At 50.0% G+C, this 26665-nt stretch carries 18 protein-coding genes; 4 read left to right on the top strand and 14 right to left on the bottom strand.

The annotated features are described in order from the left end of the window. Positions 1-21: 21 nt before the first annotated feature. Both lptG and lptF read right to left on the bottom strand, forming a co-directional pair. Complete coding sequence (gene lptG / locus EXY25_RS08460) at positions 22-1086, bottom strand: LPS export ABC transporter permease LptG (protein WP_114337387.1); 1065 nt, start codon at positions 1084-1086, stop codon at positions 22-24. Beyond that, on the bottom strand, positions 1086-2195 hold the full coding sequence (lptF, locus tag EXY25_RS08455) for an LPS export ABC transporter permease LptF (RefSeq protein ID WP_130566414.1): 1110 nt from the start codon (positions 2193-2195) through the stop codon (positions 1086-1088). Before lptF ends, lptG begins: the two co-directional genes overlap by 1 nt. Positions 2196-2425: 230 nt before the next feature. Between lptF and pepA the strand changes: the two genes are divergently transcribed. The 3 genes from pepA to EXY25_RS08440 are packed head-to-tail and all read left to right on the top strand — an operon-like array spanning position 2426 to position 7254. Further along, on the top strand, positions 2426-3934 hold the full coding sequence (gene pepA, locus EXY25_RS08450) for a leucyl aminopeptidase (protein WP_114337196.1): 1509 nt from the start codon (positions 2426-2428) through the stop codon (positions 3932-3934). 1 nt (position 3935) lies between these two features. Beyond that, a complete protein-coding gene (locus EXY25_RS08445; protein ID WP_114337195.1) occupies positions 3936-4394 on the top strand; it encodes a DNA polymerase III subunit chi in 459 nt (152 codons plus the stop codon). Between the two features lie 10 nt (positions 4395-4404). Then, positions 4405-7254, top strand: coding sequence for a valine--tRNA ligase (locus EXY25_RS08440; protein WP_130566413.1), 2850 nt, complete (start codon positions 4405-4407; stop codon positions 7252-7254). 1024 nt (positions 7255-8278) lie between these two features. Here the strand turns inward: EXY25_RS08440 and EXY25_RS08435 are convergent. The 5 genes from EXY25_RS08435 to EXY25_RS08415 form a co-directional block, all read right to left on the bottom strand. Continuing rightward, on the bottom strand, positions 8279-8752 hold the full coding sequence (locus EXY25_RS08435; RefSeq protein WP_130566412.1) for a hypothetical protein: 474 nt from the start codon (positions 8750-8752) through the stop codon (positions 8279-8281). A 69-nt stretch (positions 8753-8821) separates the two neighbouring features. Then, positions 8822-9043: a hypothetical protein gene (locus tag EXY25_RS08430; RefSeq protein ID WP_130566411.1), complete on the bottom strand. Its 222-nt coding sequence runs from the start codon at positions 9041-9043 to the stop codon at positions 8822-8824. Positions 9044-9715: 672 nt separating this feature from the next. Further along, a complete protein-coding gene (locus tag EXY25_RS08425; RefSeq protein WP_165419304.1) occupies positions 9716-11350 on the bottom strand; it encodes a methyl-accepting chemotaxis protein in 1635 nt (544 codons plus the stop codon). Between the two features lie 146 nt (positions 11351-11496). Beyond that, the gene (gene rraB, locus EXY25_RS08420) at positions 11497-11853 is read right to left on the bottom strand and encodes a ribonuclease E inhibitor RraB (protein ID WP_114337191.1); all 357 of its coding nucleotides are present in this window, start codon (positions 11851-11853) and stop codon (positions 11497-11499) included. 11 nt (positions 11854-11864) lie between these two features. Continuing rightward, a complete protein-coding gene (locus EXY25_RS08415) occupies positions 11865-12584 on the bottom strand; it encodes a 1-acylglycerol-3-phosphate O-acyltransferase (RefSeq protein WP_158537962.1) in 720 nt (239 codons plus the stop codon). Positions 12585-12799: 215 nt separating this feature from the next. Here EXY25_RS08415 and EXY25_RS08410 point away from each other — a divergent pair, with 215 nt between their 5' ends. Beyond that, complete coding sequence (locus EXY25_RS08410) at positions 12800-13531, top strand: 3-deoxy-D-manno-octulosonic acid kinase (RefSeq protein ID WP_130566409.1); 732 nt, start codon at positions 12800-12802, stop codon at positions 13529-13531. 166 nt (positions 13532-13697) lie between these two features. Here the strand turns inward: EXY25_RS08410 and parC are convergent, their stop codons facing one another. The 7 genes from parC to cpdA form a co-directional block, all read right to left on the bottom strand. Continuing rightward, positions 13698-16043: a DNA topoisomerase IV subunit A gene (parC, locus tag EXY25_RS08405; protein WP_130566408.1), complete on the bottom strand. Its 2346-nt coding sequence runs from the start codon at positions 16041-16043 to the stop codon at positions 13698-13700. 143 nt (positions 16044-16186) lie between these two features. Then, positions 16187-18607, bottom strand: coding sequence for a putative bifunctional diguanylate cyclase/phosphodiesterase (locus tag EXY25_RS08400; RefSeq protein WP_114337187.1), 2421 nt, complete (start codon positions 18605-18607; stop codon positions 16187-16189). Positions 18608-18776: 169 nt separating this feature from the next. Further along, positions 18777-20666, bottom strand: coding sequence for a tetratricopeptide repeat-containing diguanylate cyclase (locus tag EXY25_RS08395; protein WP_158537961.1), 1890 nt, complete (start codon positions 20664-20666; stop codon positions 18777-18779). 93 nt (positions 20667-20759) lie between these two features. After that, a complete protein-coding gene (locus tag EXY25_RS08390; RefSeq protein WP_158537960.1) occupies positions 20760-23120 on the bottom strand; it encodes a bifunctional diguanylate cyclase/phosphodiesterase in 2361 nt (786 codons plus the stop codon). Positions 23121-23241: 121 nt separating this feature from the next. Continuing rightward, complete coding sequence (gene parE, locus EXY25_RS08385) at positions 23242-25131, bottom strand: DNA topoisomerase IV subunit B (protein WP_114337184.1); 1890 nt, start codon at positions 25129-25131, stop codon at positions 23242-23244. A 113-nt stretch (positions 25132-25244) separates the two neighbouring features. Beyond that, positions 25245-25823, bottom strand: a complete 579-nt coding sequence (locus EXY25_RS08380; protein ID WP_207232130.1) for a YqiA/YcfP family alpha/beta fold hydrolase — start codon at positions 25821-25823, stop codon at positions 25245-25247. Beyond that, entirely contained in the window at positions 25823-26653 is an 831-nt protein-coding gene (gene cpdA, locus EXY25_RS08375) for a 3',5'-cyclic-AMP phosphodiesterase (RefSeq protein ID WP_233496418.1), read from the bottom strand. The genes EXY25_RS08380 and cpdA overlap by 1 nt, the downstream gene beginning before the upstream one ends. Positions 26654-26665: the final 12 nt, after the last annotated feature.

The raw sequence follows: 26665 nt of genomic DNA, 5'->3' as shown, positions 1-26665 counted from the left end.
CGTTTCTATTTTTGACAGTTGCTAGTGTTTTCGCCGCAGCAAAAATACCGCTATGCCGGTAAACAGAGTTGCAGGCAGGATAGCGCCGATCACCGGTGGTATCTGATACACCAGCGTAATGGGGCCAAATACCTGCTCACAGATATAGAAGGTAAAACCGGCCACTATCCCCATCAGGATCCTTGCCCCCATGGTGACTGAGCGCAACGGACCAAAAACAAAAGAGAGTGCCAGCAACATCATGACCGCTACGGTAGCGGGTTGCAGTAACTTACGCCAAAAAGCCAATTCGTAACGGGCTGACTCTTGATTACTGTTCTCCAGATAGGCGATGTAGTCAGACAAGCCCGCTAAAGAGAGAGCTTCCGGTTTAACCGTCACCACACTGAGCTTTTCCGGGGTGAGATAGGAGGTCCAAAAGTCTGTGGGTTGATGCCGATTGGTCACCTTATCTTCTTCAAACTGAGTAAATGTCACATCCTCTAACTGCCAGACACTGCCTTTAAACTCGGCGGCTCGCGCGGCTACGATACGGTGCAGATCCAGCTTGCGATCAAACTCATAGATAGTCACCTGCCCGAGCGTGTTCTCATCAACCACTTCACCGATATTGATAAAGCTGTCGCCATCTTTGGCCCAGATCCCGCGCTGTGAGGTAATTAAACTCCCGCCAGATAGCTCCTGTGCCCGCAGCTCTTTCGCCATACGTTCAGCCACCGGCGCGCCGTACTCTCCTAAGGCCATCACCAGTAACATCAGCGGGATCGCTGTTTTCATCACTGAGCCGGTGATCTGCAGCCGTGACCAGCCCCCAGCCTGCATGACAATGAGCTCGCTGTTTGAAGCCAGCATACCCAGACCAATCAGCGCCCCCAATAACACAGCCATGGGGAAAAACATCTCGATATCCCGTGGCACGCTGAGCACAGTAAAAAGCAAGGCATCACTCATCTCATAGGTGCCTTTGCCCACTCGTCGCAACTGGCCAACAAACTTGAGGATGCCAGATAAGCCAACCAGTACCACTAGACATAGTGAGGAGGTAGTGACGATAGTGCGACCAATGTACAGGTCAAGGATCTTAATCATCCCTTCATCCCCTTTAATCTCGCTACCAAGCGCACACCAATCGGCCTACCACGCATAATCAATACCGCGCCAAATGACGCGGCCAAAGCATGGATCCACCATAAACCCAGTGACGCAGGTAAGGCGCCATCTTCCAGCGCTTTATGACCCGACATTAGCAAGACGTAATACCCCAGATACAAAAGAATGGCGGGGAGCATTTTGGCAAATTTTCCCTGTCGTGGGTTAACCGCGGCTAACGGCACGGCAATCAATGCCAGAATAGGAATGGAAAGTGGCACAGCTAAGCGCCATTGGATCTCAGCCTTCGCCTCTGTCGACCCATCTTCAAACAATTTTGCCAATGGCCAGGCATCTATCTTTCGTCCGCGCTCATCAACATCAAACTCTTTGAGTAACACCTGATACTCTTCGAAATCAACAATATGATAATCCAAACGTCTGGGATGCCCCTCCCAGCGCGTGCCCTCATTCAGCACCAACATGCTGGGCTGGTTCTTGGCCTCCTGCACGGAGCCCATATCAGAGACCACAATAGAAAAATTCTTGTGCCGCTCATTTATGGAGGGTGTTTGCGCTAGGAACACTTTAAATAACGTCCGCCCATCGCGGCTCATCTTCTCGACAAAAACCACGGACTTACCATCGAAAGTTTGCTTAAACTGCCCGGCCACTAACGTACTCAAGCCAGCACTGGCGTCAGCATCTTCTAGCAGCTGCAGCTGCTGCTCTTCTGCCCAAGGTTTCAAATAGAGGCTGGTTGCCCCACCAATCAGCCCGAGGAATATGGCGGCCGCTAACGTCACCCGCGCAACGTACCACTCACTAACACCGCAGGCACGCAACACCACCATCTCACTTTCGGCGTACATACGCCCAAGCGCAATTAAGATCCCCAGAAACATACTGAGTGGCAGAATCATCAAGATCAGGCCTGGTAAGTTTAATAAAACCAGACTGGTCACTAAATCTGCGGGAAACTTTCCTTCGGCCGCTTTAGTTAACACCGAAACGAATTCACGGCTGAGGAAAATGAGCATTAATACAGCTAGCACAGTGAGTTGTGCTTTGAATAGCTCTCTTGCCAAGTAACGAAAAAGAATCACGTAATATCTGCCTACAAACTGCTCATTTTGGATACGTTATGCGTAAATTTAATCTAACGCACCGTTTTTATATTTTTAAGCTTGAAATCAGTGCTTTTGCCACCACTTCGACTATAGTACATAACCAAAAGTTCGCGGCCAAAGCGGGCTTTAATTCTTAGCACCGATAGTGCGTTAGCCGCATTATCTAACAAACACCTTGATTTGTCTGTAAGGTTTGAGGAGTCCCCATGGAGTTCAGTGTCAAAAGCGGAAGTCCGGAAAAACAACGTAGCGCTTGTGTTGTCGTTGGCGTTTTTGAACCACGCCGCTTATCACCGATCGCTGAACAGCTCGATAAGATAAGCGATGGTTATATCAGTAACCTGTTACGCCGTGGCGATCTAGAAGGTAAGCCAGGGCAGATGTTGCTATTACACCATGTGCCTAACGTCCTGTCCGAACGTGTATTGCTGGTTGGTTGCGGTAAAGAGCGCGAATTGGATGAAAAGCAGTATCGCCAAATCATCGCCAAAACTATCAGCACACTCAATGAAACTGGCTCCATGGAAGCGGTGTGTTTCCTTACCGAACTCCATGTCAAAGCGCGTGATACCTATTGGAAAGTACGTCAGGCGGTGGAAACCACCCGCGATAATCTGTACAGCTTCGACATGCTGAAAAGCAAGAAAGATGAGACGCGTCGCCCACTACGCAAGTTAGTTTTCAACGTCCCCACCAGACGCGAACTGTCCATTGGTGAACAGGCAATCAATCACGGTTTAAGTGTCGCAGCAGGTATCGAAACCTGTAAAGACGTAGCCAACATGCCACCAAATATCTGTAATCCAGTTTATCTGGCCGAGCAGGCTGAAAAACTGGCCGCAGAATATCCACAAATTGATGTTGATGTTATCGGCGAAGCAGAGATGGCCGAGCTAGGTATGAACTCCTACTTGGCAGTCAGCCGCGGCTCTATTAATGAAGCCAAGATGAGCCTTATCCATTACAAAGGGGATAAAGCCACGAATAGCCAGCCCATCGTTTTGGTCGGCAAAGGCCTGACCTTTGATTCCGGCGGTATCTCATTAAAGCCAGGCGATGGCATGGATGAGATGAAATACGACATGGGGGGTGCCGCGGGCGTACTGGGTACCATGAAAGCACTGGCAGAGTTGCAACTACCGCTAAACGTCATTGGCGTTTTAGCTGGCTGTGAAAATATGCCGGATGCCAACGCCTACCGCCCGGGCGATATCGTCACCACCATGAATGGCCAAACCGTCGAAGTCCTCAATACTGACGCAGAAGGTCGTTTGGTACTGTGTGATGCCCTTACCTATGTTGAACGCTTTGAGCCTGAGCTAGTGGTAGATGTAGCCACACTGACTGGCGCCTGCGTGATTGCGTTAGGTAAACATGCCAGCGGTTTGATGAGCACCCACAACCCACTTGCCCATGAGTTGCTCAACGCATCAGAGCAGAGTGGCGACCGTGCATGGCGTTTGCCACTATGGGACGAGTATCAAGAACAGCTGGAAAGCCCATTCGCTGATATGGCCAACATCGGTGGCCGCCCTGCGGGCGCAATCACCGCAGGCTGCTTCCTGTCTCGTTTCACCAAAAAGTACCATTGGGCACACCTCGATGTGGCCGGTACCGCTTGGCGAAGTGGTAAAGATAAAGGCTCAACTGGCCGCCCTGTTCCTATGTTGACCCAGTTCCTGCTCAACCGGGCAGAAGAAACACCGGGAGACTAATATGACGCAGGTAGTTTTTTACCTGCTACCGGAAGATCCGCAGGCGCCCAGTGCGCCTGCGTTGCTTTTATCTGCCTGCCGTTTGGCTGAGCGCTGTTATTTAGACAAAGAAAAAGTCTATATCCTGGCCGCAGATAGAGCGCAGGCAGAAGCGGTTGATGAACTGCTTTTTGGCTTCGATCCCGATAGCTTTGTTCCCCACAATTTAGCGGGCGAAGGGCCTGCTGGCGGTGCCCCCGTAGAGATAGGTTGTGATGCCCCGAAAGGACAACGCACTGTTCTGATTAATCTCTGCCCACAAATGCCCTCATTTGCGGTAAAATCGCGCCTCATTATCGATTTCGTCCCCGCTGACGCGACCAACAAACAGTTGGCCCGTGAGCGATACAAACAATACCGGACTGCGGGATTGGCCATCGACACATACGATCTGGCCACTCCAAACTCCGCTTCAAGCTGACATAAGATTTATGGATAAGACCTACACGCCGCAAAATATCGAGCAAGACCTGTATCAAGAGTGGGAAGCAAAAGGCTACTTCGCACCCGCCGGTAAAGGCGACCCATATTGCATCATGATCCCGCCACCAAACGTCACTGGTAGCCTGCATATGGGTCATGCTTTTCAACAAACCATCATGGACGCTTTAACTCGCTATCAGCGAATGAAAGGCAAAAATACCCTGTGGCAAGTGGGTACAGACCACGCCGGTATCGCCACCCAGATGGTCGTTGAGCGTAAGCTCGCTGCAGAAAATGGCCCCACACGCCAAGAGCTTGGTCGCGATGCATTCATCGATAAGATCTGGGACTGGAAGAAAGAATCCGGCGGCACCATTACCCGCCAGATGCGCCGTTTGGGCACCTCTGTGGATTGGCAGCGCGAGCGCTTCACCATGGATGCTGGTCTTTCCAATGCTGTGCAGGAAGTGTTTGTACGCCTGTATCAGGATGACTTGATCTACCGTGGCAAACGCTTGGTTAACTGGGATCCTAAGCTACATACCGCCATTTCAGATCTGGAAGTGGAAAACAAAGACAAAAAGGGCCACATGTGGCACTTCCGCTATCCGTTGGCGGATGGCGCCAAAACAGCGGAAGGTAAAGATTACCTGGTTGTAGCCACCACCCGCCCAGAAACCATGTTGGGCGATACCGCGGTGGCAGTGAACCCGGAAGATCCACGCTACAAAGACCTGATTGGTCAGCATGTGGTGTTGCCGTTTGTCGATCGTCAGATCCCTATCGTTGGTGACGAGCACGCCGACATGGAGAAAGGCACCGGCTGTGTAAAGATCACTCCAGCTCACGACTTTAATGACTATGAAGTCGGCAAGCGCAACCAACTGCCGATGATCAACGTGTTGACCTTCGACGCGATGATCCGTGACGAAGCTGAAGTATTCGACACCAATGGCGAAGCCTCCGACGCATACAGCACCCACTTGCCGGAACAGTTCCGCGGCCTTGAGCGCTTTGCCGCACGTAAAGCCGTTGTTGCTGCAATGGATGACGCTGGCCTGCTAGATGAAGTCAAAGACCATGACCTGACCGTGCCTTATGGCGACCGTGGTGGTGTGGTGATTGAGCCTATGCTGACCGACCAGTGGTACGTGCGTGTGGCGCCAATGGCAAAAACTGCTATCGAAGCGGTTGAAGATGGCCGTATCGAGTTTGTGCCAAAACAGTACGAGAACATGTACTTTGCCTGGATGCGCGACATTCAGGACTGGTGTATCTCACGCCAGCTCTGGTGGGGACACCGTATTCCCGCTTGGTATGACGAGTCAGGTAAAGTCTACGTTGGCCGTGATGAAGCGGAAGTACGCAGCAAACACGGTTTGTCTGACGACGTAAAACTGCGTCAGGATGACGATGTACTCGACACTTGGTTTAGTTCAGCATTGTGGACATTCTCAACCCTGGGCTGGCCAGAAGAGACACCAGACCTGAAAACCTTCCACCCGACCGATGTATTGGTGACAGGTTTCGACATCATCTTCTTCTGGGTGGCGCGCATGATCATGATGACCATGCACTTCATCAAAGATGAGCAGGGTCACCCGCAAGTACCGTTTAAGACGGTCTATGTCACCGGCCTGATCCGTGATGACGAAGGCAACAAGATGTCGAAATCCAAGGGCAACGTTATTGACCCATTGGATATGATCGACGGTATCGATCTCGACAGCCTGCTGGAAAAACGCACCGGCAATATGATGCAGCCGAAGCTCGCCGAAAAAATTGGCAAGCGCACCAAGAAGCAGTTCCCCGACGGGATTGAATCCCACGGTACCGATGCGCTGCGCTTTACCTTGGCGGCATTGGCGTCAACCGGCCGCGATATCAACTGGGATATGAAGCGACTGGAAGGCTACCGCAACTTCTGTAATAAGCTGTGGAACGCCAGCCGCTACGTACTGATGAATACCGAAGATCAAGATTGTGGCCGTAACGGCGGCGAAATTGAGCTATCGCTGCCAGATCGCTGGATCTTATCTGCACTACAAAGTGCCACAGAAGAGTTCAGCCAGCATATCGATACCTATCGCTTCGATTTAGCCGCCGGTACCGCGTATGAGTTCACCTGGAACCAGTTCTGCGACTGGTATCTGGAGTTAACCAAACCGGTACTGATGTCAGGCACAGAAGCGCAGCAGCGCGGTACCCGCCAAACCTTGGTCACTGTGCTCGAGCAGCTGCAACGTCTGATGCATCCATTAATGCCATTCATTACCGAAACCATCTGGAAGCGCGTCGCGCCGCTAGCGGGCGTCGAAGGTGATAGCTTAATGCTGCAGCCATTCCCGGCCAAGCAAGATGCATTGATCGATAATGCCGCTGAAACCGATCTGGAGTGGGTGAAGCAGTTTGTTGTTGGTATCCGTAATATTCGCGGCGAAATGGACATCAGCCCGAACAAAGAGCTGAATGTCATGCTGCGCAATGCCAGCGCTGACGATCAACGTCGCGTGGCACAGAATGAGTCGTTCCTTTGCACGCTGGCCAAACTGACAACCATCGAAGTGCTTGAAGCAGGCCAGGAAGCGCCAGCATCAGCCACTGCACTGGTCGGTGAGATGGAAGTGATGATCCCAATGGCAGGGCTTATCGACAAAGATGCCGAGCTTGCACGTTTGGGCAAACAGGTCGAAAAGCTCACCAAAGAGCTAGGTCGCCTAAAAGGCAAGTTGAGCAACGACAAATTTGTTAGCAATGCGCCCGAAGCGGTTATCGTCAAAGAGCGCGAAAAGCTGGCTGACGCGGAAAACCAGTTAGCCAAACTGCAAGAGCAGCAAGCGACAATCGCCGCTTTGTAAACTCAGGTTAGTTACAAAAAATACCAAAGCCCGCGGATTCAGCGGGCTTTTTTGTTTGCGGGGAATAACTCATTGATAGCGTGGGTGATGTATAAGAGAACAAGGCAGAAAAGCTTAACTCACCGCGTTTGACTTGAGTGCAGACTAGAACGGGTCAACTACATTACCCGCTGATTATTTTTGCTATAAAGCGCTTACAACACCCTTACTATAGGAGCCTTATAATCTAGAACGCATACGCAATCATTGCTCCCCATGACGATGAACTCCTTAGGCATACCATTGTGCTTTGAAATAAAACCATCCCTAGCACATTCTTGCTCAAGCCATCCACCACCATGAACCTGCACTAGCCAATTGTCATGGATTCCAGGAGCGTCCCAGTATTCGAGCATGTCACCTTCATCTAGACATCGGAAACCGATTGGTTGGAAAAAAGAAACCTCTACTCTCAAGCCTATATCGAATGACAGTCTTATTTTTAAGTAGTCCAGGTCATAGTGGAGTTCCTCAACCAAACTTGAAGTGGGTTTACTAACTGATGGGGTTTCAACAGGTGATACTTTCACTGAGTCTTTCGTGCTTTATAACGCCAAAATATGGGGCGAGCGGAAGCGAGTCCATAGCCCGCCGCGAAGCGGTTGGCGGGACAGCACAACATTGCCTTGCTAATTGCTACCACTGTTTGCCCATTTAATTAGTTCTGCTCTCCAGCTTATAGCTTGCTCCATGGTTGGCTTGCATTCTAAACCTACAGCATGCTTGACTATGAAAGACACTAAGTCAGTATCTGGTATTTTCTTTAACAGGACTATTTCCTTCTCAAATTCGCTAATTTCAACTTCAAAAGTCTTACAGTAAAGATTGAACATGAATTTATGGCCATTAAACCCATTCCAATCCATATGATGATAAGAGTCGTGTAATACAGTTTGAATATGTTTCATATGCTTATGCAATTAACGCCCAAAGCAGCGGCAAGCGTTAGCGCGTCCAGCCCGCAGAGCGATGCTGCCTTTGCTTGTTAGTGGTGACATGGCACCACTCTCTTTGATTTTAAAAACTTACCTTGCATATTAAAGCGCAGTATTTTTTTACTAGATCGAATACTAGTGACATTCTCATGGTTTGTGCATGATTTTGACGGCCCATATGGAATGAACAGCTCAACCCATGACTCACCTACAAAGTTATGAGTATAAGTTATATAGATTTGCTCAAGGGCGACAGACTCTAGGTCATCGATTTCACCATTTGGGATACTTAGCTTTGCTTCGCCGATAGTGATGCTTAAGGCCTTAATTATTTGTTTATTATCACGAAAGGTGTTTTGAGCATCCTTTAACTCAGCAACAATTCTATAATTAATCCTTACTGGCACATCGGGATCTCCTAAAACCCCTGATGTATCGACTCTGGTTGAGACAGGTACGACTAGCGCAGCAGAAAACGCAGCGCTAGAAATAAGGATTAGAATTAATACTGGGATGTATCTCATAAGTACCACTAACGTTCGAGGCTGGGGCGAGGAACGATTCCCAAGCCCGCGCTTGTTACATTGCGGTCACTACTCATCGCGAAGCCTATTCCTAGCGTCCTCAATAATCTGTAGCCAGTTCTTATCAAAGGGTTCAGCTAGTTGTTTCTCAAACACACAGGTAAGATTCCATAGGGCTCGTTCTTCCGCTTGATCTTGAATAGAGAGCTTGTCCTCATTCGAAAATCTAGAGAAAAAATCAAACAAGACTAAAGCTTCATCTTTTGTGATTTTCAGAGTTACTTCGTCCATAAGTCCTTCATGCAATGTAACGCCTAAAACAGGGAGCAAGTTAGCGGCGAAGCCGCGCGTACAACTTGTCCCAATGATTTTTCTTGTTATATGGCAGGACACTCGAGCTGCTGAAGCTCACCCTCAACAATATTAGCCCTGATGTGCCCATTTAACCCCTTTCCCGCTTGCCAGGTATATAAATTTCCATTAACACTTTGGGGTTGTCCCAATTGAAAAAAGACCTCTGAGATTGGCATGCCGACGGTAACATTTGGGCAATACCTTAACGGCGCTGACCATGAGCCACAGGTCTCACTTTTATAACAGTCTCTAGTTATGCAATATGAACCGTTAGAAGCCCAACGACCTTCTCTAATTTCGCATGCTGATTCGGTATGAAACCAAAAAACATAGCCAAATGAAGTGAGCACTAAAGCAACAATTAAAAGTGATACCTTTGACAGCATTTTATTTGCCATATAACGCTAGATAGATATACACGGACGTTCTATCTGGATAAGGGAGCTTGGTATACCTACCCCCCAATCCACTAGATGCCCTGCCCGACTTACTAATGAATGAGTACTTTCATTGTAACTGACGGATTGAACCCGTTTTAGCCTGCTTATCACAAAACAAGCCCGCTCATCAAGCAGGCCATTAGTCGTGAACATAGGCACAGTATTCGGCTTACACTTTGAAGCGATTCACCAAACCAGCGATGTCACCACTCTGCGCCTGAACCCGTTCGCTGGAGTTAGATACGTCCTGAGCGATAGCATCGGTCTCTTCGGCCATGTGCTTGATCCGCACAACGTTTTCGCTGATCTGGTCCGCAGTGCTGGACTGTTGCTCCGCGGCGGTGGCTATTTGGGTGTTCATGCCTGCAATCTCTTGTACTGCAGCAGTGATCTGTTCCAGTACTTGGCCGGTTTGTCCAGCGTGTTGCACCAGATCCGTAGCACGCCCTTGGCTCTCACCCATGGCTTGAACGGCTTCGTGGGAGAGTGACTGCAAGCGTTCAATGATCTCGCGGATCTCGTTAGTCGAATCCTGCGTGCGCTGGGCCAGCGTTCTTACTTCGTCGGCTACCACGGCAAAGCCACGACCCTGCTCACCTGCTCGCGCCGCTTCAATTGCCGCGTTAAGCGCCAACAAGTTGGTCTGCTCGGCGATACCACTGATCACATCCATCACGGTGCCGATATCGCGGCTGCCATTTTCAACCCGCTGGATCACTTCTGCTGATTGCTCAATATTGTTGGCTAACTCTTCAATACCACCAATGGTTTGATCGACCACGGCGCGACCATTCACAACATCAGAGTCGGCCTGATGGGTCGCCTCGGCGGCATCATTGGCATTGCGTGCAACTTCTTGCACCGAGGCCGCCATTTCGGTGACGGCGGTAGCAACCTGATCATTCTCGCCTTGCTGCTCATTGGCAGCCTGACGAGCACGGCCAGCTAAGCTGCCCACCTGTTCCAGTTCATCATTCAATCCTGCAACCAGGCTCTGGATCTGCTTAATTAAATCTGATTGGTTGCCAACAAAGCGATTAAAGGTACTGGCAAGCTCAGCCACTTCATCTTTACCGGATACATTGAGGCGTTGGCTCAAATCTCCTTCACCATCTGCAATTTCAGCCATCCGATCACGAATATGAATAAGAGACTTACCTGCGACAGATCCCACCCAAAGTGCCAAGATGATACAAACAACCGCCCCGGCGATGCCCCAAAACAATAGCTGACTAATGGCGGATTCGGCATTCTCATCGGAACTGATTACTTTCTCATTGGCGTGCTTTTCAACTAACTCAGTCAAGGCGTCAACAACATTGCGCATGGCTTGGAACTGCAGCTCTGCCTCCCCCAAACTGAGCGTTTTTGCCTGTTCCCAGTCGTCATCAGCCACAGCTAAAACTTGCTGCGTACTTTTGAGCCATATCTGGCGCAGGCGAAGGTATTTATCAAATAGCTGCTTTGATTCGGTATCTAAGCTGAGTTCATTAAACTTCGCCATTCGATCGCCACTCTGCTTGATGTTTTCTTGATGCTGTTTTTTGAACTCGGCGTAACTTGGATCATCCACCGGAACAAACACTAACGAGCGCTCAGCCAGCTGTGCTTGATGCAGATCCCGATCGGCCTGTAGCAACAGCTCAAGACGGGGCATCAAGCGCTTACTTATCTCATCAGAGTCTGCCGCCAGCGCAGTTATCGCACTGTACGCCACGGAAAAGACAATCACTAAGACAAGTACAAACAGCGACGATAGAAACAGCTGCTTACCACGAAAATTAAGGTTGTTAATCCAGCTCATAGCTAAGTCCTCGATCATCAGGGATCGATAATTAAGTCATTAGCTGAAAAGTTAGCACAAGCAAAAGGTTAACAGCCAAAAGGGCTGCTAACTTCGTTGCTCAGTTCACAAAGAATTTCTATTTGGAAGGAGGGAAGGTAACCGATCTATTCGATGAAGTAGGTACCCCAGCCGTCATAATGCACGTCATGCTTTTCGGCGAACGCGAACATCTCATTGGTTTGTTTGTCGATTTTCTCGATATTCAATGGACCTTTGGCGATCACGTCACAACAAAGTAGAAGCTCACCGTCTTCCATCTCCAGCTCTTCCGCATCGGTTACTTCAAAGCCCTGCTTGAAAGCATCCAACACCAGTTTTTCCAACTGGTCGAAATCATCGCTGGCGAAGTGATGCTCGAAAGTGTATTCCGCATCTGGCTGGCTGCCATCTTCAAGCAGCGCTTCTACCGTTTCTCGGTTTATCTCTAGCTGTTCAGCGATCTCTTGCTCTAACTCTGTCATGTCAGGTTCCTTCATGCTAATGCGTCAGACTGTTCGGTTGCGCCATTGAGTTTGTCCAGCTCTGCCGACATCAAGCTATGGGTGTCAGCCATCAAGCTGCGTATATCTTTGTCTGTGGTATCAATAGGCTCAAGAAATTCAACGCGAATAACGCCATTAGACCACTTATTTAAACCAATACCATCCATCGACGAGACCGCCACGGGAACCACTGGCACCTTAGCTTTCATCGCCACCCGAAATGCGCCACTTTTAAACGGCAGCAGTCCTCTGCCTTTGCTGCGAGTGCCTTCAGGGAACATCCACACGCTCATCTGTTTCTCAGTGATGCGCTTAACCACCTGGCGGATCGTGCCGGCAGCACTTTTGCCGTCACTACGATTAATCAAGATGTTGCCGGTGATCCAAAATAGCAGGCCGAATACAGGAATATAAGCCAAGCTTTGCTTGCCAACGGACACGGTACGGGGGCGTAACACACCGGCGATCGCCAAAATATCGATGGCCGTTTGATGATTCGCTACGTAGACCGCGCTGCCGGTCGATTTAACCGAGTCAGGTACATTCGCTTCTAATCGCAATCCGAGAATAAAAAGCATCCAGCTAAAAGGCCGACCGACCAAATGCATGAGATTTGGATGAAATGGTCGTAACAGGCAAAACAGCACGCAAGGCACTGTAAAAATCAATAAATAGATGAGCAGTAGCACTACCCGAATAACAGCCAGCATGATTCCTCGCTTTTCTTCCCTTAAGAGGGCCAGTATACGTGTACCGGGCACGCTCGACAGCTCTGATCTCATCGAAAAACGACTAATCTATCGAGCTTTTCTTCATCAAGCGCATATTTGGCCGATGATAAAGCCTATCCAATCATGGTAACTAACTGCGCAGCCACATAAAATAGACTTTAATTTGATCTTACCCCGCGCTGAAGGCGAATTAGATGCAGCACCAGCAAGATGGCCACCATCTGGTATTTTGGCACTCTCCATTAAACCCACCACCTTCTCGGGAGTGGTTTTCAGCTAATCATTGGCGCTCACTCGATGCCATCAGCGGTGAAAGTCATGGCCGCGGCGTGACCTATTTTATCAACTTTCAAAGCCACTGCTGGGTGCTCAGACACTACCATCGCGGTGGCATGATCGCCCATATCAGTGATGACCAATACTTCTATAGCGGCTTGAAAAACACTCGCGTTTGGCGAGAGTTTCAACTGCTCCAGGAGATGCACCAACTTGGCCTGCCGGTTCCGCTGCCGATTGCTGGCCATATCTGCCGTCGCGGCCTGTTTTATCGCGCCGATCTCATTATTGAACGGATCGCCAATGCCTCAGATCTGTTTCAGCAACTGCAACAGCAGGCCCTGTCCGCCAACCAGTGGCAACAGGTAGGCGAAATAATTGGTCAGTTTCATGCCGCCGGCATTTATCATGCAGACCTTAACATCCATAACATTTTGCAGGACAACCAGGGGCGTTTCTTCCTTATCGACTTTGACCGTGGTGAGCAACGCTCCCCTGCACACCAGTGGCAAAATGACAATCTGATGCGATTGTTACGTTCATGTCGTAAAGAGGCGAACCGCGTACAAAAGTGGCATTGGCAGGAAGATGACTGGCAGCTGTTGATGCAGGGCTATCGCCAAAGCAACCCTGACTTCGCCAACGAATAACAACAAATAGAGGCGAATAGAGACGAGTAGGGGAAAATAGAGGCGACGAAAACAAAAAAGCGGCCGTAGCCGCTTTATATCTGGTTATCGATCAGGGGTGACCGTCGCTCAGAACGTGTTTCATTCGAACAAAATTCATACACAAAAGGCCAACAGACCCTAGGCACTAAAACAGGTTATCACTTTCGCCCGCAATACCACTTGGCGGGTTAACCGGATCCTCTGCGCCATTTTCAGTGTCACTCGAGCCGGTCGTATCCGCCGCCTGCCACTCTACTCTTTCCACCCGTTGCAGGCCTCGTGGTAACTTGTTGCCACGGCGACCTCGCTCACCACGGTAATGCTCGATATCGGCCGGTTTCAGCGTCAGCTTGCGCTTACCTGCCCACAAGGTCACATCGGCATTTTCTGGCACCACCTCAAGTATCGTCACCACCTCTTCCCGGCTTGCAGCACGCGCAGATGGAATGCTGATCACTTTGTTGCCCTTACCTTTGTTCAATTCTGGCAGTTGCGACAACGGGAACACCAGCATGCGGCCTTCATTGGATATGGCCAAACAGAGTTGTGCAGCAATATCGGTGATCGCTTTTGGCGCCAACACCTTAGAGCCGGTAGGCAGGTTCAGCAGGGCTTTACCATTTTTATTGCGCGCCACCATGCTGTCGAAACTACCAATAAAGCCGTAACCCGCATCGGAAGCCATCAGATAGCGCTGCCCCCCACTGGACATCAACACATGCTCAATAGTTTCACCGGCAACAATACTAAAGCGACCAGACAATGGCTCGCCCTGACTTCGGGCCGATGGCAAGGTGTGAGCATCGGTAGCAAAGGCTTTGCCTGAACTGTCCAGGAACACCACGGGTTGATTGCTACGACCGATCGCAGCCGCTTTAAAGCCGTCACCCGATTTGTAGCTTAAGTTCTCGGCATCAATATCATGCCCTTTGGCACAGCGTGCCCAGCCCTTCTCGGAAACGACCACGGTGACAGCTTCGCTTGGCACCAAATCTTTTTCCGATAACGCCTTGGCTTCATGACGCTCAACCAGCGGACTACGGCGGTCATCGCCATGCTTTTCGGCAACTTCCAGTAGCTCTTTTTTAATCAGCGTCTTCATCCGGCGATCTGAACCAAGGGTAAGCTCTAGTTGCTGTCGCTCTTTTTCCAACTCAGCTTGCTCGCCAGTGATCTTCATCTCTTCGAGCTTGGCTAAATCACGCAACTTCAGGTTGAGTACCGCTTCGGCTTGTATATCACTCAAGCCAAACCGTGCCATCAGCTCCACTTTCGGCTGCTCTTCGGTACGAATAATCTCAATCACTTCATCAATGTTGAGGAAAGCGGTGAGTAAACCTTCGAGGATGTGCAGGCGCGCTAACACCTTATCCAAACGGAACTGCAGGCGACGACGCACGGTTTCTCGGCGGTAGACCAGCCATTCGTTCAAGATGACATCGAGCGACTTCACCTGTGGTCTGCCATCCAGGCCAAGCATATTCAGGTTAACGCGGTAGTTTCGTTCCAGATCGGTAGTGGCAAACAGGTGCTGCATCAACTGTTCAATATCGACACGATTTGAACGTGGCGAGATCACTAAACGGGTCGGGTTTTCATGGTCTGATTCATCGCGCAGATCACTGACCATCGGCAGCTTCTTGGCCTGCATCTGTGCCGCGATCTGTTCAAGGATCTTGCCGCCAGACACCTGATGGGGCAATGCATGGATCACCACATCACCAGATTCCATCTGATACACGGCGCGCATTTTCAAACTACCGCGCCCCGTTTGATAGATCTTCTTCAGCTCACTCTGCGGCGTAATAATTTCCGCTTCTGTGGGGAAGTCAGGGCCTTTCACAAACGCCATCAAGGCATCCAGATCAGCCTTACTGTTATCTAGCAAATGGACACATGCATCGACCACTTCGCGGACATTATGTGGCGGAATATCGGTCGCCATCCCCACGGCAATGCCTGTCACGCCATTGAGCAATACATGAGGCAGTTGTGCCGGTAACACTTTCGGCTCTTTCATGGTGCCGTCGAAATTCGGCGTCCAATCAGAGGTTCCCTGCCCCAGTTCTGACAGCAGGATCTCAGAGAATTTGGCTAACCGCGCCTCGGTATAACGCATCGCTGCAAACGACTTCGGATCATCGGGCGCACCCCAGTTACCCTGACCATCAACCAGTGGATAACGATAGCTAAAGGGTTGAGCCATCAGCACCATGGCTTCGTAGCAAGCGCTGTCTCCGTGAGGGTGATATTTACCTAACACATCACCAACGGTACGCGCAGACTTCTTATGCTTAGACGCGGCGGATAGCCCTAGCTCACTCATGGCATAGATAATACGGCGCTGCACCGGCTTTAGGCCATCGCCGATATGCGGCAGGGCTCGGTCCATGATCACGTACATGGAGTAGTTAAGATAGGCTTCTTCGGTAAACTGACGTAGAGGCACCTGCTCTACACCATCAAGGCTGAATGCGACGGGATCGCTCATCTGACAAGGCACTTTTTCTAGGGTTAATTGGGCTGCTATACCATGCCAGAAATTAGCGCGCGCTTGAATAGCAAAGAGGCCAACACAGGGGCTTTATCACATCACAATGAACAATTATCGGTGGCAGGAAATGTGGATAGCTATCAGGCGCTACTCGTCTCAACCAAAATAGGTTGCACCGTATGCAACATCGGCGCAGGTTTACCGACATAATAGCCCTGTGCGTAATCGATACCCAACTCTTTAAGTACTTCATACAGCGCGGCATTTTCGACATATTCGGCGATGGTTTGGTAGCCAAAGTGGCCAGCGATCTCAACCAAGGCTTTAATAAATACCCGATCAGAGGGCTTATTTAGCAGCTCTCGCACAAATGAACCATCAATTTTGATGTAGTCCACCGGCAGCTCTTTTAGGGTGTGGAAAGAGGAGAAGCCGACACCGAAATCATCCAGCGCAAAACGACAACCCAGCGACTTCAAGCGATCTATCGCCTCGCAAGCCAGAGGCAAATTGTTCAATGCGGCTGTTTCAGTGATCTCGAAGATCAAACGGCGACAATCAACCCTTGATTCCTCTAAGATCTTTTCGATCTGACGCATCACCCGTGGATCGGCAAACGAACGCCCAGACAGGTTGATCGATAGGCTGATCTCTTTCTGTGATGATGGTAACCCCAGTAGGGTTTGTACCGCATTTTCGATAACAAACAGGTCGATGCGGGAGATATAGCCCCCGTCTTCGGCGGCCACGATCAGCGGATAAGCGGAGACCAGTCGATTGCTGTCGTCTTTAAAGCGCAATAACACTTCGTAATGGCTATTTTGGCCGTTGGCAAACCCCTGAATAGGCTGGAACACCAAGGTCAGCCTTTCTTGGTCAATAGCCCGTCGTGCTTGCTCCAGCCAATAACCACGTTGGCGGCTATCCTCTTTAATCGTTTCCCGCTGATACAAGGAGTAGCAGTTCTTGCCCTGCTGCTTGGCTTGGTACATGGCCAAATCGGCATGGGCTAACAGTTCATCCAGCGAACGCCCCTGCTCTGGATAAGCGACAATACCCAGACTGGCAGAAGCGGAATGCAACTGTTCTTTACCACCGATACGCAGCTGTGAAACAACACGCACGACTCTCGCGGCGACCATTTCGGCCAACTCGCTACAAACACCCGGCAGATAGAAAGCAAACTCATCACCACCAAAGCGAGCACATAGAACATTCGGTGACAGCACCTGTTCCAGTGCCCCGGAAACAGCCCTGAGCATGCGGTCACCCACATTGTGACCACTGTAATCATTAATATATTTGAAGTTATCTAAGTCGATAAAGAACAGGCAGCCACGTTCATCTCGTAATAAGCGTTGCCCCAGCAGAATTTCAAATTGGCGACGATTGATCAATCGCGTCAGTGAGTCATGACTCGCCAACCACTCCAACTCTTCCGCTCGATGGGTCAGCTCTTTCTCCATGCTTTCGAGCTGATCGGTCAACTGAGATGCAGCATTCGCCAGATCATCGGTTTCATCAGCGAAGTGGGTCTTCGGCAAAGAGGAGATTTCATTATGCACATCGCGGTAACGCGATTGCGCAAGCTGCGGCAAAATAGCGATCACTTTACGCACACGCAGCAGTGGGCCGCGTAAAACCAACAGCAGTGAAATAAGTAGAACAAACAGTGCAACAAAGCCAAATACCAAGTTGATGGCTTGCGCTTTACCAACCGCTTTCACCACCCCATCGATGTCGACAAGAGAACCAATAAACAGCGCATCATTGTCCACAACCGCCAATGGCAAGGCAGATAAACGCATCTCAAGGGCACGTTTATCCATCTCCACTATCACTGGTTTGTTCTCCAGTTCGCTCACTTGCCAGTCCGACAATAGCTGCTTCAACGGTTGCCGCTCACGGAATGTTGATTCCAGCAGCTCAAGTTTTTCGCCATTGGCGCGCACGGTAAACAGCGTCGAACCTAACTTCTTCTCCATCACCGGCATCAACTGGTTGAGCTTAATGACGTACACCAGACTGTAGCGCTGAACAACAGCCAGCCCAGAAGAGAAGCGATAAGGCACCACAGCCACTAAATAGCAGCGGTCACTGCAGTGAATATAATTGCGAGCAACGGGGGAATAGAGCATCTCGCTGGAGAGTTTGTCCAGCGGCAGGGTTTGATAGCCCCAGCTATCTAGGTATCTAGCTCGACTATCAAATAACATAAGACTATCAACGGAATAGCCTAAATTGTTGCGCAAGTCGCTCCAAAAAGTGGACATGTTTTGGTAGCTGGTTTCAGTGAGGCGGTCGTTTTCAAGTTCATTGAGGCCAACTTGACTGAGACGGTTTTGACTAAGCACCTGCAGTTGCTCAAGCATATTTGCAAGCATGCCTTCGAGCTGTGCACTGCGTAACTGACTTTGGCTTTGACGTTCAACGGTAAAGTAGTTGTTCAGACTACGGTGGTTCAGATAGGCGTAGGTAGCAAAAAGCACCAGGATCAAACACCCCAGTAACCCGCCAATCTTCCATCCTAAACCAAATCTAAAACTTAACGCCCACTTCACAACAGACCGCGCCCTGATACTACTGATGCGCTATAGCGCCGCTAAAAAACGGATTATCCTCCGCTAAATTAGCTGTGTAAAAGCTAACTTAGCAGAGATTGATTTGGATCGCGCTGGCGCGCGTTTTAAACGATGTTTAAGCGATTTGGCTCACACAGAGAGGGGCACCTCAGGGCAGATCCGCGGCCAATTCACCGGCCTCATCCAGTGCAAGATCAGATTTCTTAGGTAGGTCACGAAGCATAGATTCATGAGCCCGAAGCAATAGCTGCTCAACCGAACTATCATCGCCGGTGAAGGTCGCAACACCAAAACGGCATGAGAGAAAATCCAGATCTTCGATACGACTGGAAAACACATGAACAATCGCTTCACGCATACGTTCACATGCGCGCCAGGCTCTGACATCATCGGTATCGGGCAGCAAAATTAAAAAGCGTTCGCCACCAATTCGACCAAACAGGTCGTTGCCCCGCAACACCTGCTTCTCTGCCGCGGCTATCTGAACTAACAGGTCATCGGCCAACTGATGCCCATAGCGATCAGTTAGCACGCCAAATCCTTGTAATTCAAACTCTACCAAACTAAACACACTCGGTAAGCGCATCCCCTTTGGCTTTAGCCATTTACCAAGGGTATTGAGCATATAACGACGATTAAAGAGCTGTGTGAGCGGATCAGTATTGGTGATCCGTTTCAATTTGGTGTGGGCAAGCCATTGCCAATACAGGGAAACCGCCAGCGCCAGGCTCATTACTAGAAATACTGCACTCCAGATAAACCAACGCCGCTCTGATGCCTGACTCTGCTCCAGTGCCAATTGACGTAGCTCTGTTTCCTGTTCCAGCAATACATTTTCCAACGCTTGCCGGTCAACATCGAATGCCACTCTTAACAGCGCTTCTCTGCGCCGCTGCTCTGTATGGTAGAACTCCCGTAGCTGTTCAACATATTGATTGAGCTTTAAATAGGCTTCTGTATATGAACCGCGAGCCGCTAACACATTGGCATTCAACCGCTGGGATTGCTGGCTCATCCAAGTCTGTTCCAGATCATTATGCTTGTTCAGCACAGTCAACACGTGCTGGATCCGCACGTCAGCCTGTTCCACTTTAGCCAGACCCAAGCTTATCTCTGTACCTGTCATATAGAGTTGAACTTCGAATGCAGGATCACCGGTGTCACTCAACATTCGCTCCGCTTTGAGAAAAGCGCGCTCCGCTTTGCTATATCGCTTTAACGCCAACCAACCATTTGCCAGCCCCATCTGGGCGTATGCCATATCCTCTTTCAGCCCTACCGTTTGCGCCGCTTCGAAAGAGAGCTCAAAATTGGCGATCGCGTTTTGGTATTGTTCGTCGGCCTGATAAGCACTCGCCAGGTTATACAAGCTGACAGCCATCTCTACCGGATCGCCATGGGTTGCCGACAGTTCATAAGCCTGCAGATAGTACTTAATCGCGGTCTGGTGACGCGCCATATAACTGTAGATGGTGGCCATCTCGTTTGTGACAGCTGCTAATAGCCGGCTATCACCACTTTCACGCGCAAAATCGTGGGCAATTCGAATATGTTCCAACGCACCTTCGTTTTGCTCCAGGGTAGAAAGCAAGTTTGCCATTCCCATATGCGCTTCGGCACCAATATCGGCGTTGCTTGCCATCTCGGCATAGGTTATCGCACTGCCGTAAAGCTCTCTCGCTTCCGCGTACTGACTACGAGATAACAGCGTGTATGCCAATCCGGTTAACAGATGAGCCCGCGCTTCCGACGGTGTGTCCGGCAGTCGCGTCAGCGCCAAGCGCGCCACGCGTTCTGCTTCATCCCAGTTTCGAATGCCACTATATGCATCGGTCAATAACGCACTGAGAAAAGCAAACGACTCGGCGTCATGTTGACGCTCATTTAACGCAGTCGCCAGCTCCCTCACCGCGTCGGGGGGGGACTGATAAACCAGATCTTCATAACGCTGCCATTCCTCACTAGACATCGCTTGGGCAAACGATGAACACAACAGCAGGAGGCAGGACAATCGTCCAATGAAAGTGAATATAGTCAAACAGTGATCCATCAATGTCTTTAACATAGTGAGGTTAATTTACGTGAGATATGAAATGAGTTCAGCTCTAAACATCAAATAATTCGCGATGAGTTAATGCAAGATCCTAGTAAACGTTTCAAAAACCATCGGACGATAGTAATAGAAACCTTGCGCATGGTGGCAGTGACGACCTGTTAAGAAGTCCGCTTGTCCCTGGGTTTCAATGCCCTCTGCCACCACCTCTTTCCCCATGATCTGGGCAACAGCAATCATGGTGGAAGCCAAACTACGTTTCGCAGGATCATTCTCGGTGTCGCGTAACAAGCGCTGATCTATCTTCAATAGATCGATAGGCAACCGGGTGAGGGTCTCAACAGCACATGCGCCAGCACCAAAATTGTCGATGGTGAGCCCGACCCCCAGCTGATGAAGACGATGAAGTAAATTCTCAATCTCCGCCACATGATGTAGCAGCGTATCCTCTTTCAGTTCAATCCGCAGGCTACCGGCAGGAAGTTCACTCTCTTCAATCAACAAACGTAAGCGATCAACCAAACCGGCGTCGTCCATCTGTGAGGCCGATAAATTAAAGGAGAGTACGGTATCTTTGCCTTGTGCATTCAGTGCATGCGCATCCTTAACGACCTGCTGACACACCCATTCACCTATCGGTTTTAGCAGCTGATTACGCTCTGCCAGTTCAATAAACATCGCGGGAGCTAATAAACCTAAGCGCGGATGACGCCAACGCAATAAAGCCTCAGCACCAGATATGGCACCATCCTCCAGTGCGATCTGCGGCATATACACCAGCTCCATCTGCTCCTGCTCTACCGCACTGCGCAACTCGGAGATCAACGCATATTCACTGCGAGCATCCACCGCAACCTGGGTATTAGCAAACTGATAACTACTCACACCTGATGCTTTCACCCGATACATCGCCTGATCGGCCAACTTCATCAGCTCTTCGGCCTCCACCGAATCAGCTGGCGCTAAAGCGATACCAATACTGACACCAATCTCGACACGCTCGCCGTCAATCACATAGGGCTGGATCACTTGATGCAACAGCTTTTCAGCCACCTGAGCAACCAAGTTCGGCATCTTAACGTTATGCAACAACACAATAAATTCATCACCACCGATCCGGGCAATATGGTCGGTCTTCCGCAAACAGCGCTTCAGTCGGCTCGCAACCTGCTGCAGTAGCTGGTCACCGGCACTATGACCTAAGCGATCATTGACCTGCTTAAACTCATTCAGGTCGAGAAACAGCAAGCCGGAACCTTGGCCATCACGATGATATTTCGCCAGCGCATCTTTAAGTTGCTCATTGAATAGCTGTCGATTTTCTAACTGAGTCAACGCATCAAAATAGGCCAAGCCGTGCAGGCGAGTGCGAATAGAATCCGCCTCAAGCTCAATGATACGGGTAAGCATCACCAAACTGGCTGCCAGCACAAAGTTAAGTTCGTCAGGGTACCAATGGCGACTGATATCACACTGCTCAACCACCAACATGCCATAGCTTTTCTGGTGCAGATGTAACGGCACCACGATCATCGAACGAAGTTGTAAAGATGAAAATAGTTTGCTGAATTCGTTGGTGCGAGAATCTTTCTCGGCGTCATGGGCAGCAAACGCAACACCCGCTTCAATCGCTGTAAATAGATGATTGAACTGACGGCGATGCAGTTGATGGGAGATCAGCTTATGTTTAGCGACGCTGGTGTTCTCGTCTGGGTGCACAATCAACTTCAACAATTGGTGCCCCTGCTCAAATGACCAGACACCGCAATGGGATGCACCCAAAACACCGTTTATTTGTTCACAAACGTGGCTCACCACCAGCTCGACGGCTGACAATGACATCACCCCGGCAGTTAACTGATTGATCACCAACCCTTGGCGATACAGTCTTTTCTGTGACTGCGCTAATTTGACTTCATCGTGACGCGCACGATCTTCCGCTTCTACCAGCAACTGCTTCACGGCAGCCAGATCCCGGGTTTGCCGCGTCAGCGTGTCTTCCAAGGTTTTTTGCTGTTGATGCAAATCGGTCATATCGACCAAGATAGATTCGGTGAGACAATACTGGCCATCAACATGGCCGGCAATACGACCTGACTCCCAGATCCACAGCACACTGCCATCACGATGAACAAGTCTGTACTGCAAGGTAAAGGATTCTGTTTGATGAAGCTGCTGCAACGCCAAAGCGCGCAATCGGGATAAGTTTTCTTGCGGGTGCAACAAGGATTCGAAACTGCGCACGGCACCGTTCACAACTTCGTCAGCACGATAGCCAGTTAGTTGATGCATCGCGGAAGAAGCAAACGACAAAGACATGCTGGGATCCATTCGGCGGCAGCATATGGCACCGGGCAAACTATTCAGTAGCGCCCTTAGCTCACAATCACAACCCAATCGAGAACCCAACGACTCTCTATCAATTTTTTTCTGTTGCAAAGGGACACTCCTTGATCCCAGCGAACGGCCAATAATCTCAGTATAGTCAAACCTGTACAATTAATAGCCGCAAACAGTGAAAATTCCGTTTCCACCGTATTCCAATCAATAAAGAGGCGCCCTATAACTCGACGCGATCGCCTTTTTGTTCAAGCCACACTTTGCGGTCGGCGGAGCGCTTCTTTGCCAACAACATATCCATAATCAACATGGTCTGCTCAGCGTCATCAATGGTCAATTGCACTAAACGGCGAGTATTGGGGTCCATGGTCGTTTCACGCAACTGCAACGGATTCATCTCACCCAAACCTTTAAAGCGCGTCACCTGAACTTTGCCGCGCTTTTTCTCCGCTTCTATGCGATCCAAGATCCCCTGTTTCTCTGGCTCATCGAGGGCATAAAACACCTCTTTGCCGACATCCACACGATACAGCGGAGGCATCGCCACATAAATATGCCCCTCCTGCACCAAATGGCTGTAATGGCGTAAAAACAGCGCACACAATAAAGTCGCAATGTGCAACCCATCAGAATCCGCATCAGCCAGAATGCAGATCTTGCCGTAACGCAACCCTGATGTGTCTTCAGAGTCTGGATCCATACCGATCGCCACAGAGATATCATGCACTTCCTGTGACGCTAGGATCTGCCCGCTGTCAACTTCCCAAGTATTGAGAATTTTACCGCGCAACGGCATCACCGCTTGGATCTCGCGATCCCTAGCCTGCTTCGCCGATCCACCCGCCGAGTCCCCTTCCACCAAAAAGATCTCGCTCAGCGCGGGATCATCCGAGGCACAATCGGTCAACTTGCCTGGCAATTGTGGGCCACTGGTGACTTTTTTCCGCACCACTTTCTTGGCCGCGCGCATACGACGCTGAGCGCTGCTAATACAAACATCCGCTAACAGCTCAGCAATGTCGGTATGTTCGTTTAACCAGAGGCTAAATGAATCTTTGACGACACCGGAGACAAAAGCCGCACACTGGCGCGACGATAGGCGCTCTTTGGTTTGCCCGGCGAACTGTGGATCCTGCATCTTAACCGACAGAATATAACTACAGCGATCCCAGATATCATCAGGCGTCAGCTTAACCCCGCGTGGCAACAAATTGCGAAATTCGCAAAACTCACGCATCGATTCCAGCAAGCCATTCCGCAAGCCGTTGACATGGGTACCGCCCTGCGCTGTTGGGATCAAATTGACATAGCTTTCGCCGATCTGCTCGCCACCATCAGGTAACCAAGTGACGGCCCAATCAACCTCTTCGTGCTCAGAGCGAAACACGCCTGTAAACGGATCTTCAGGCAAGGATGGAAACGCTTTGACGTGTTCACGTAAATAGTCACGCAATCCATCTTCATAGAACCACTCGTGATTCTCGCCATTCACTTTGTCGTTCAGCTTGATGCGTAATCCAGGGCAAAGTACCGCTTTCGCCTTGAGAATATGTTTCAGCTTGGTGAGCGAGAATTTGAAACTGTCGAAATACTTAGGATCAGGCCAGAAATGGACACGGGTACCTGTATTGCGTTTACCAACGGTTCCAGTAACGGCTAATTCCGATACCTTATCGCCGTTCTCAAAGGCTATTTCATGTACTTCACCATCGCGACGAATAGCCACCTCTACACGGGTAGACAGCGCGTTGACCACAGAGATACCAACCCCGTGCAAACCGCCACTAAATTGATAGCTATCGTTGGAAAACTTACCCCCAGCATGTAACCGGCAGAGGATCAGTTCAACCCCGCTGACCCCCTCTTCCGGGTGAATATCGACGGGCATTCCGCGACCATCATCAATCACCTCTAGCGACTGATCGGCATGCAAGATCACTTGCACATTGCTCGCAAAGCCTGCCAGCGCTTCATCGACACTGTTGTCGATCACCTCTTGTCCAAGGTGGTTAGGGCGCGTAGTGTCGGTATACATACCAGGACGCCGCTGAACTGGCTCTAAGCCACTCAGAACTTCAATCGCATCGGCTGTATATTGCTGGTCACTCATCAATAGGGCTCTATGGTTGCTATTACTTACTGGCTAAACGCATTGGCGACTATCACCATGCGCATCACGAAAACATGGTGGCGAGGGTGCCATATCTTGTCAATCCTCACCACTCACACCGTTTGGGATTGCAGGAAAAAACGAAAAACTTCGGGAAGATAGTCTGCAAACATGGTGAAAAGATGATCGCCACCATCCTCAATTGAAAACTCAGCACCATAATACAAGGCTAAAGCATCACGATAATCTAACACCTCATCTCCCGTGGTTAAGAGTACTTTATAGCGAGCAGGCGCACTGATCGTGGGCGTCATATTCAATAATTCATCCATATGCGCCAAGGTTAGCTGGTAAGACTCGCCAGTATAAGGATTATGCTGCGGCCCCAACGCCTGACGCAGCAATTTGGCAGGGGCTACGGCCGGATTAACGAGTACGCTGGGCAGATTAAATTGCTCTGTTACACAGGTGGCGAAAAAGCCACCTAATGAGCTACCCACACAACCGATAAGGTTGGGTGTACTGAGGACAAGTTGTTGAATTTGTCCCCACGCGGCCTGAGGCGTATTAGCCAATTGCGGCGTTAGCAGTTCAATGTTTAACGCCGATTGCAGAATGTAATCGGCGAGTATTTTGGCTTTTGCTGACTGAGATGAGCTGTTAAAACCATGCAGATAAATCAATCGCTGCATCAGTAGCCTTTACTTGCCAAGTTAGGCGCAAACGGGTTGTCCTTCAGGCGCAACACTTCCGTATCAATCTCACCATCATCCAGCAGAGTCAAACGACGATAACCGGGAGCGACCGTGTCCAAAGTAAACTGGTCACAATTCGGCTTAAACTGGATACAAGTGGATGGCGTCGATAACAGACGGATCCCATTGTGCATCCGATCAAGGGTCTGGTGCACGTGACCCCAGACAACCCCTTTAACCTGAGGTAACCGGCTCAATAAATCGAGGAATTGACTACCGTTCTTCAGTTGATGCTGATCCAACCAGCGGCATCCAACCGGAATAGGATTATGATGCAGCAACACTAAACAGTGGCGATCCGGATACTCAGCAACCGCTTTTTCAACAAACAACAATTGCGATTCAGATAAAAAGCCATAGGTATGCTTTTTCACCTGGCTATCCAGTAGCAAAACCTGCCATTTAGGGTAAACAATCTGCTTTGCGGCGTGCAGTGTTGGGTTATCTAGCTCTGTCGCCATGATCCGCGGATCATCATGATTCCCGGGGATCCAGTAGCAAGGCGCGGCAAATCGGGCAATACCATGGGCGAAGGCGGAATAAGAGCTAATAGAATCATCCTGGGAGATGTCGCCAGTCGCCAGAAATGCGTCGATCTCAGCCGGTTGCTGTTCGATCAGATCCAGCACAGCATGAAAGCTATCCCGTGTATTGACCCCTAGTAGCGACTTTTCAGGACTACCGAAGAGGTGGGTATCTGTAATTTGAAGCAGTTGTGGGCATACCCTTCCTTCAGGTAGCACTGCTTCGACTTTGAGGATTTCCACTTAAATTAGCCA

The organism is Corallincola spongiicola (genome assembly GCF_004284785.1).
GTDB classification, from domain to species: domain Bacteria; phylum Pseudomonadota; class Gammaproteobacteria; order Enterobacterales; family Neiellaceae; genus Corallincola; species Corallincola holothuriorum.
Note: the sequence above shows the minus strand (reverse complement) of the source record. Positions and strands in the feature narration are given on the sequence as shown.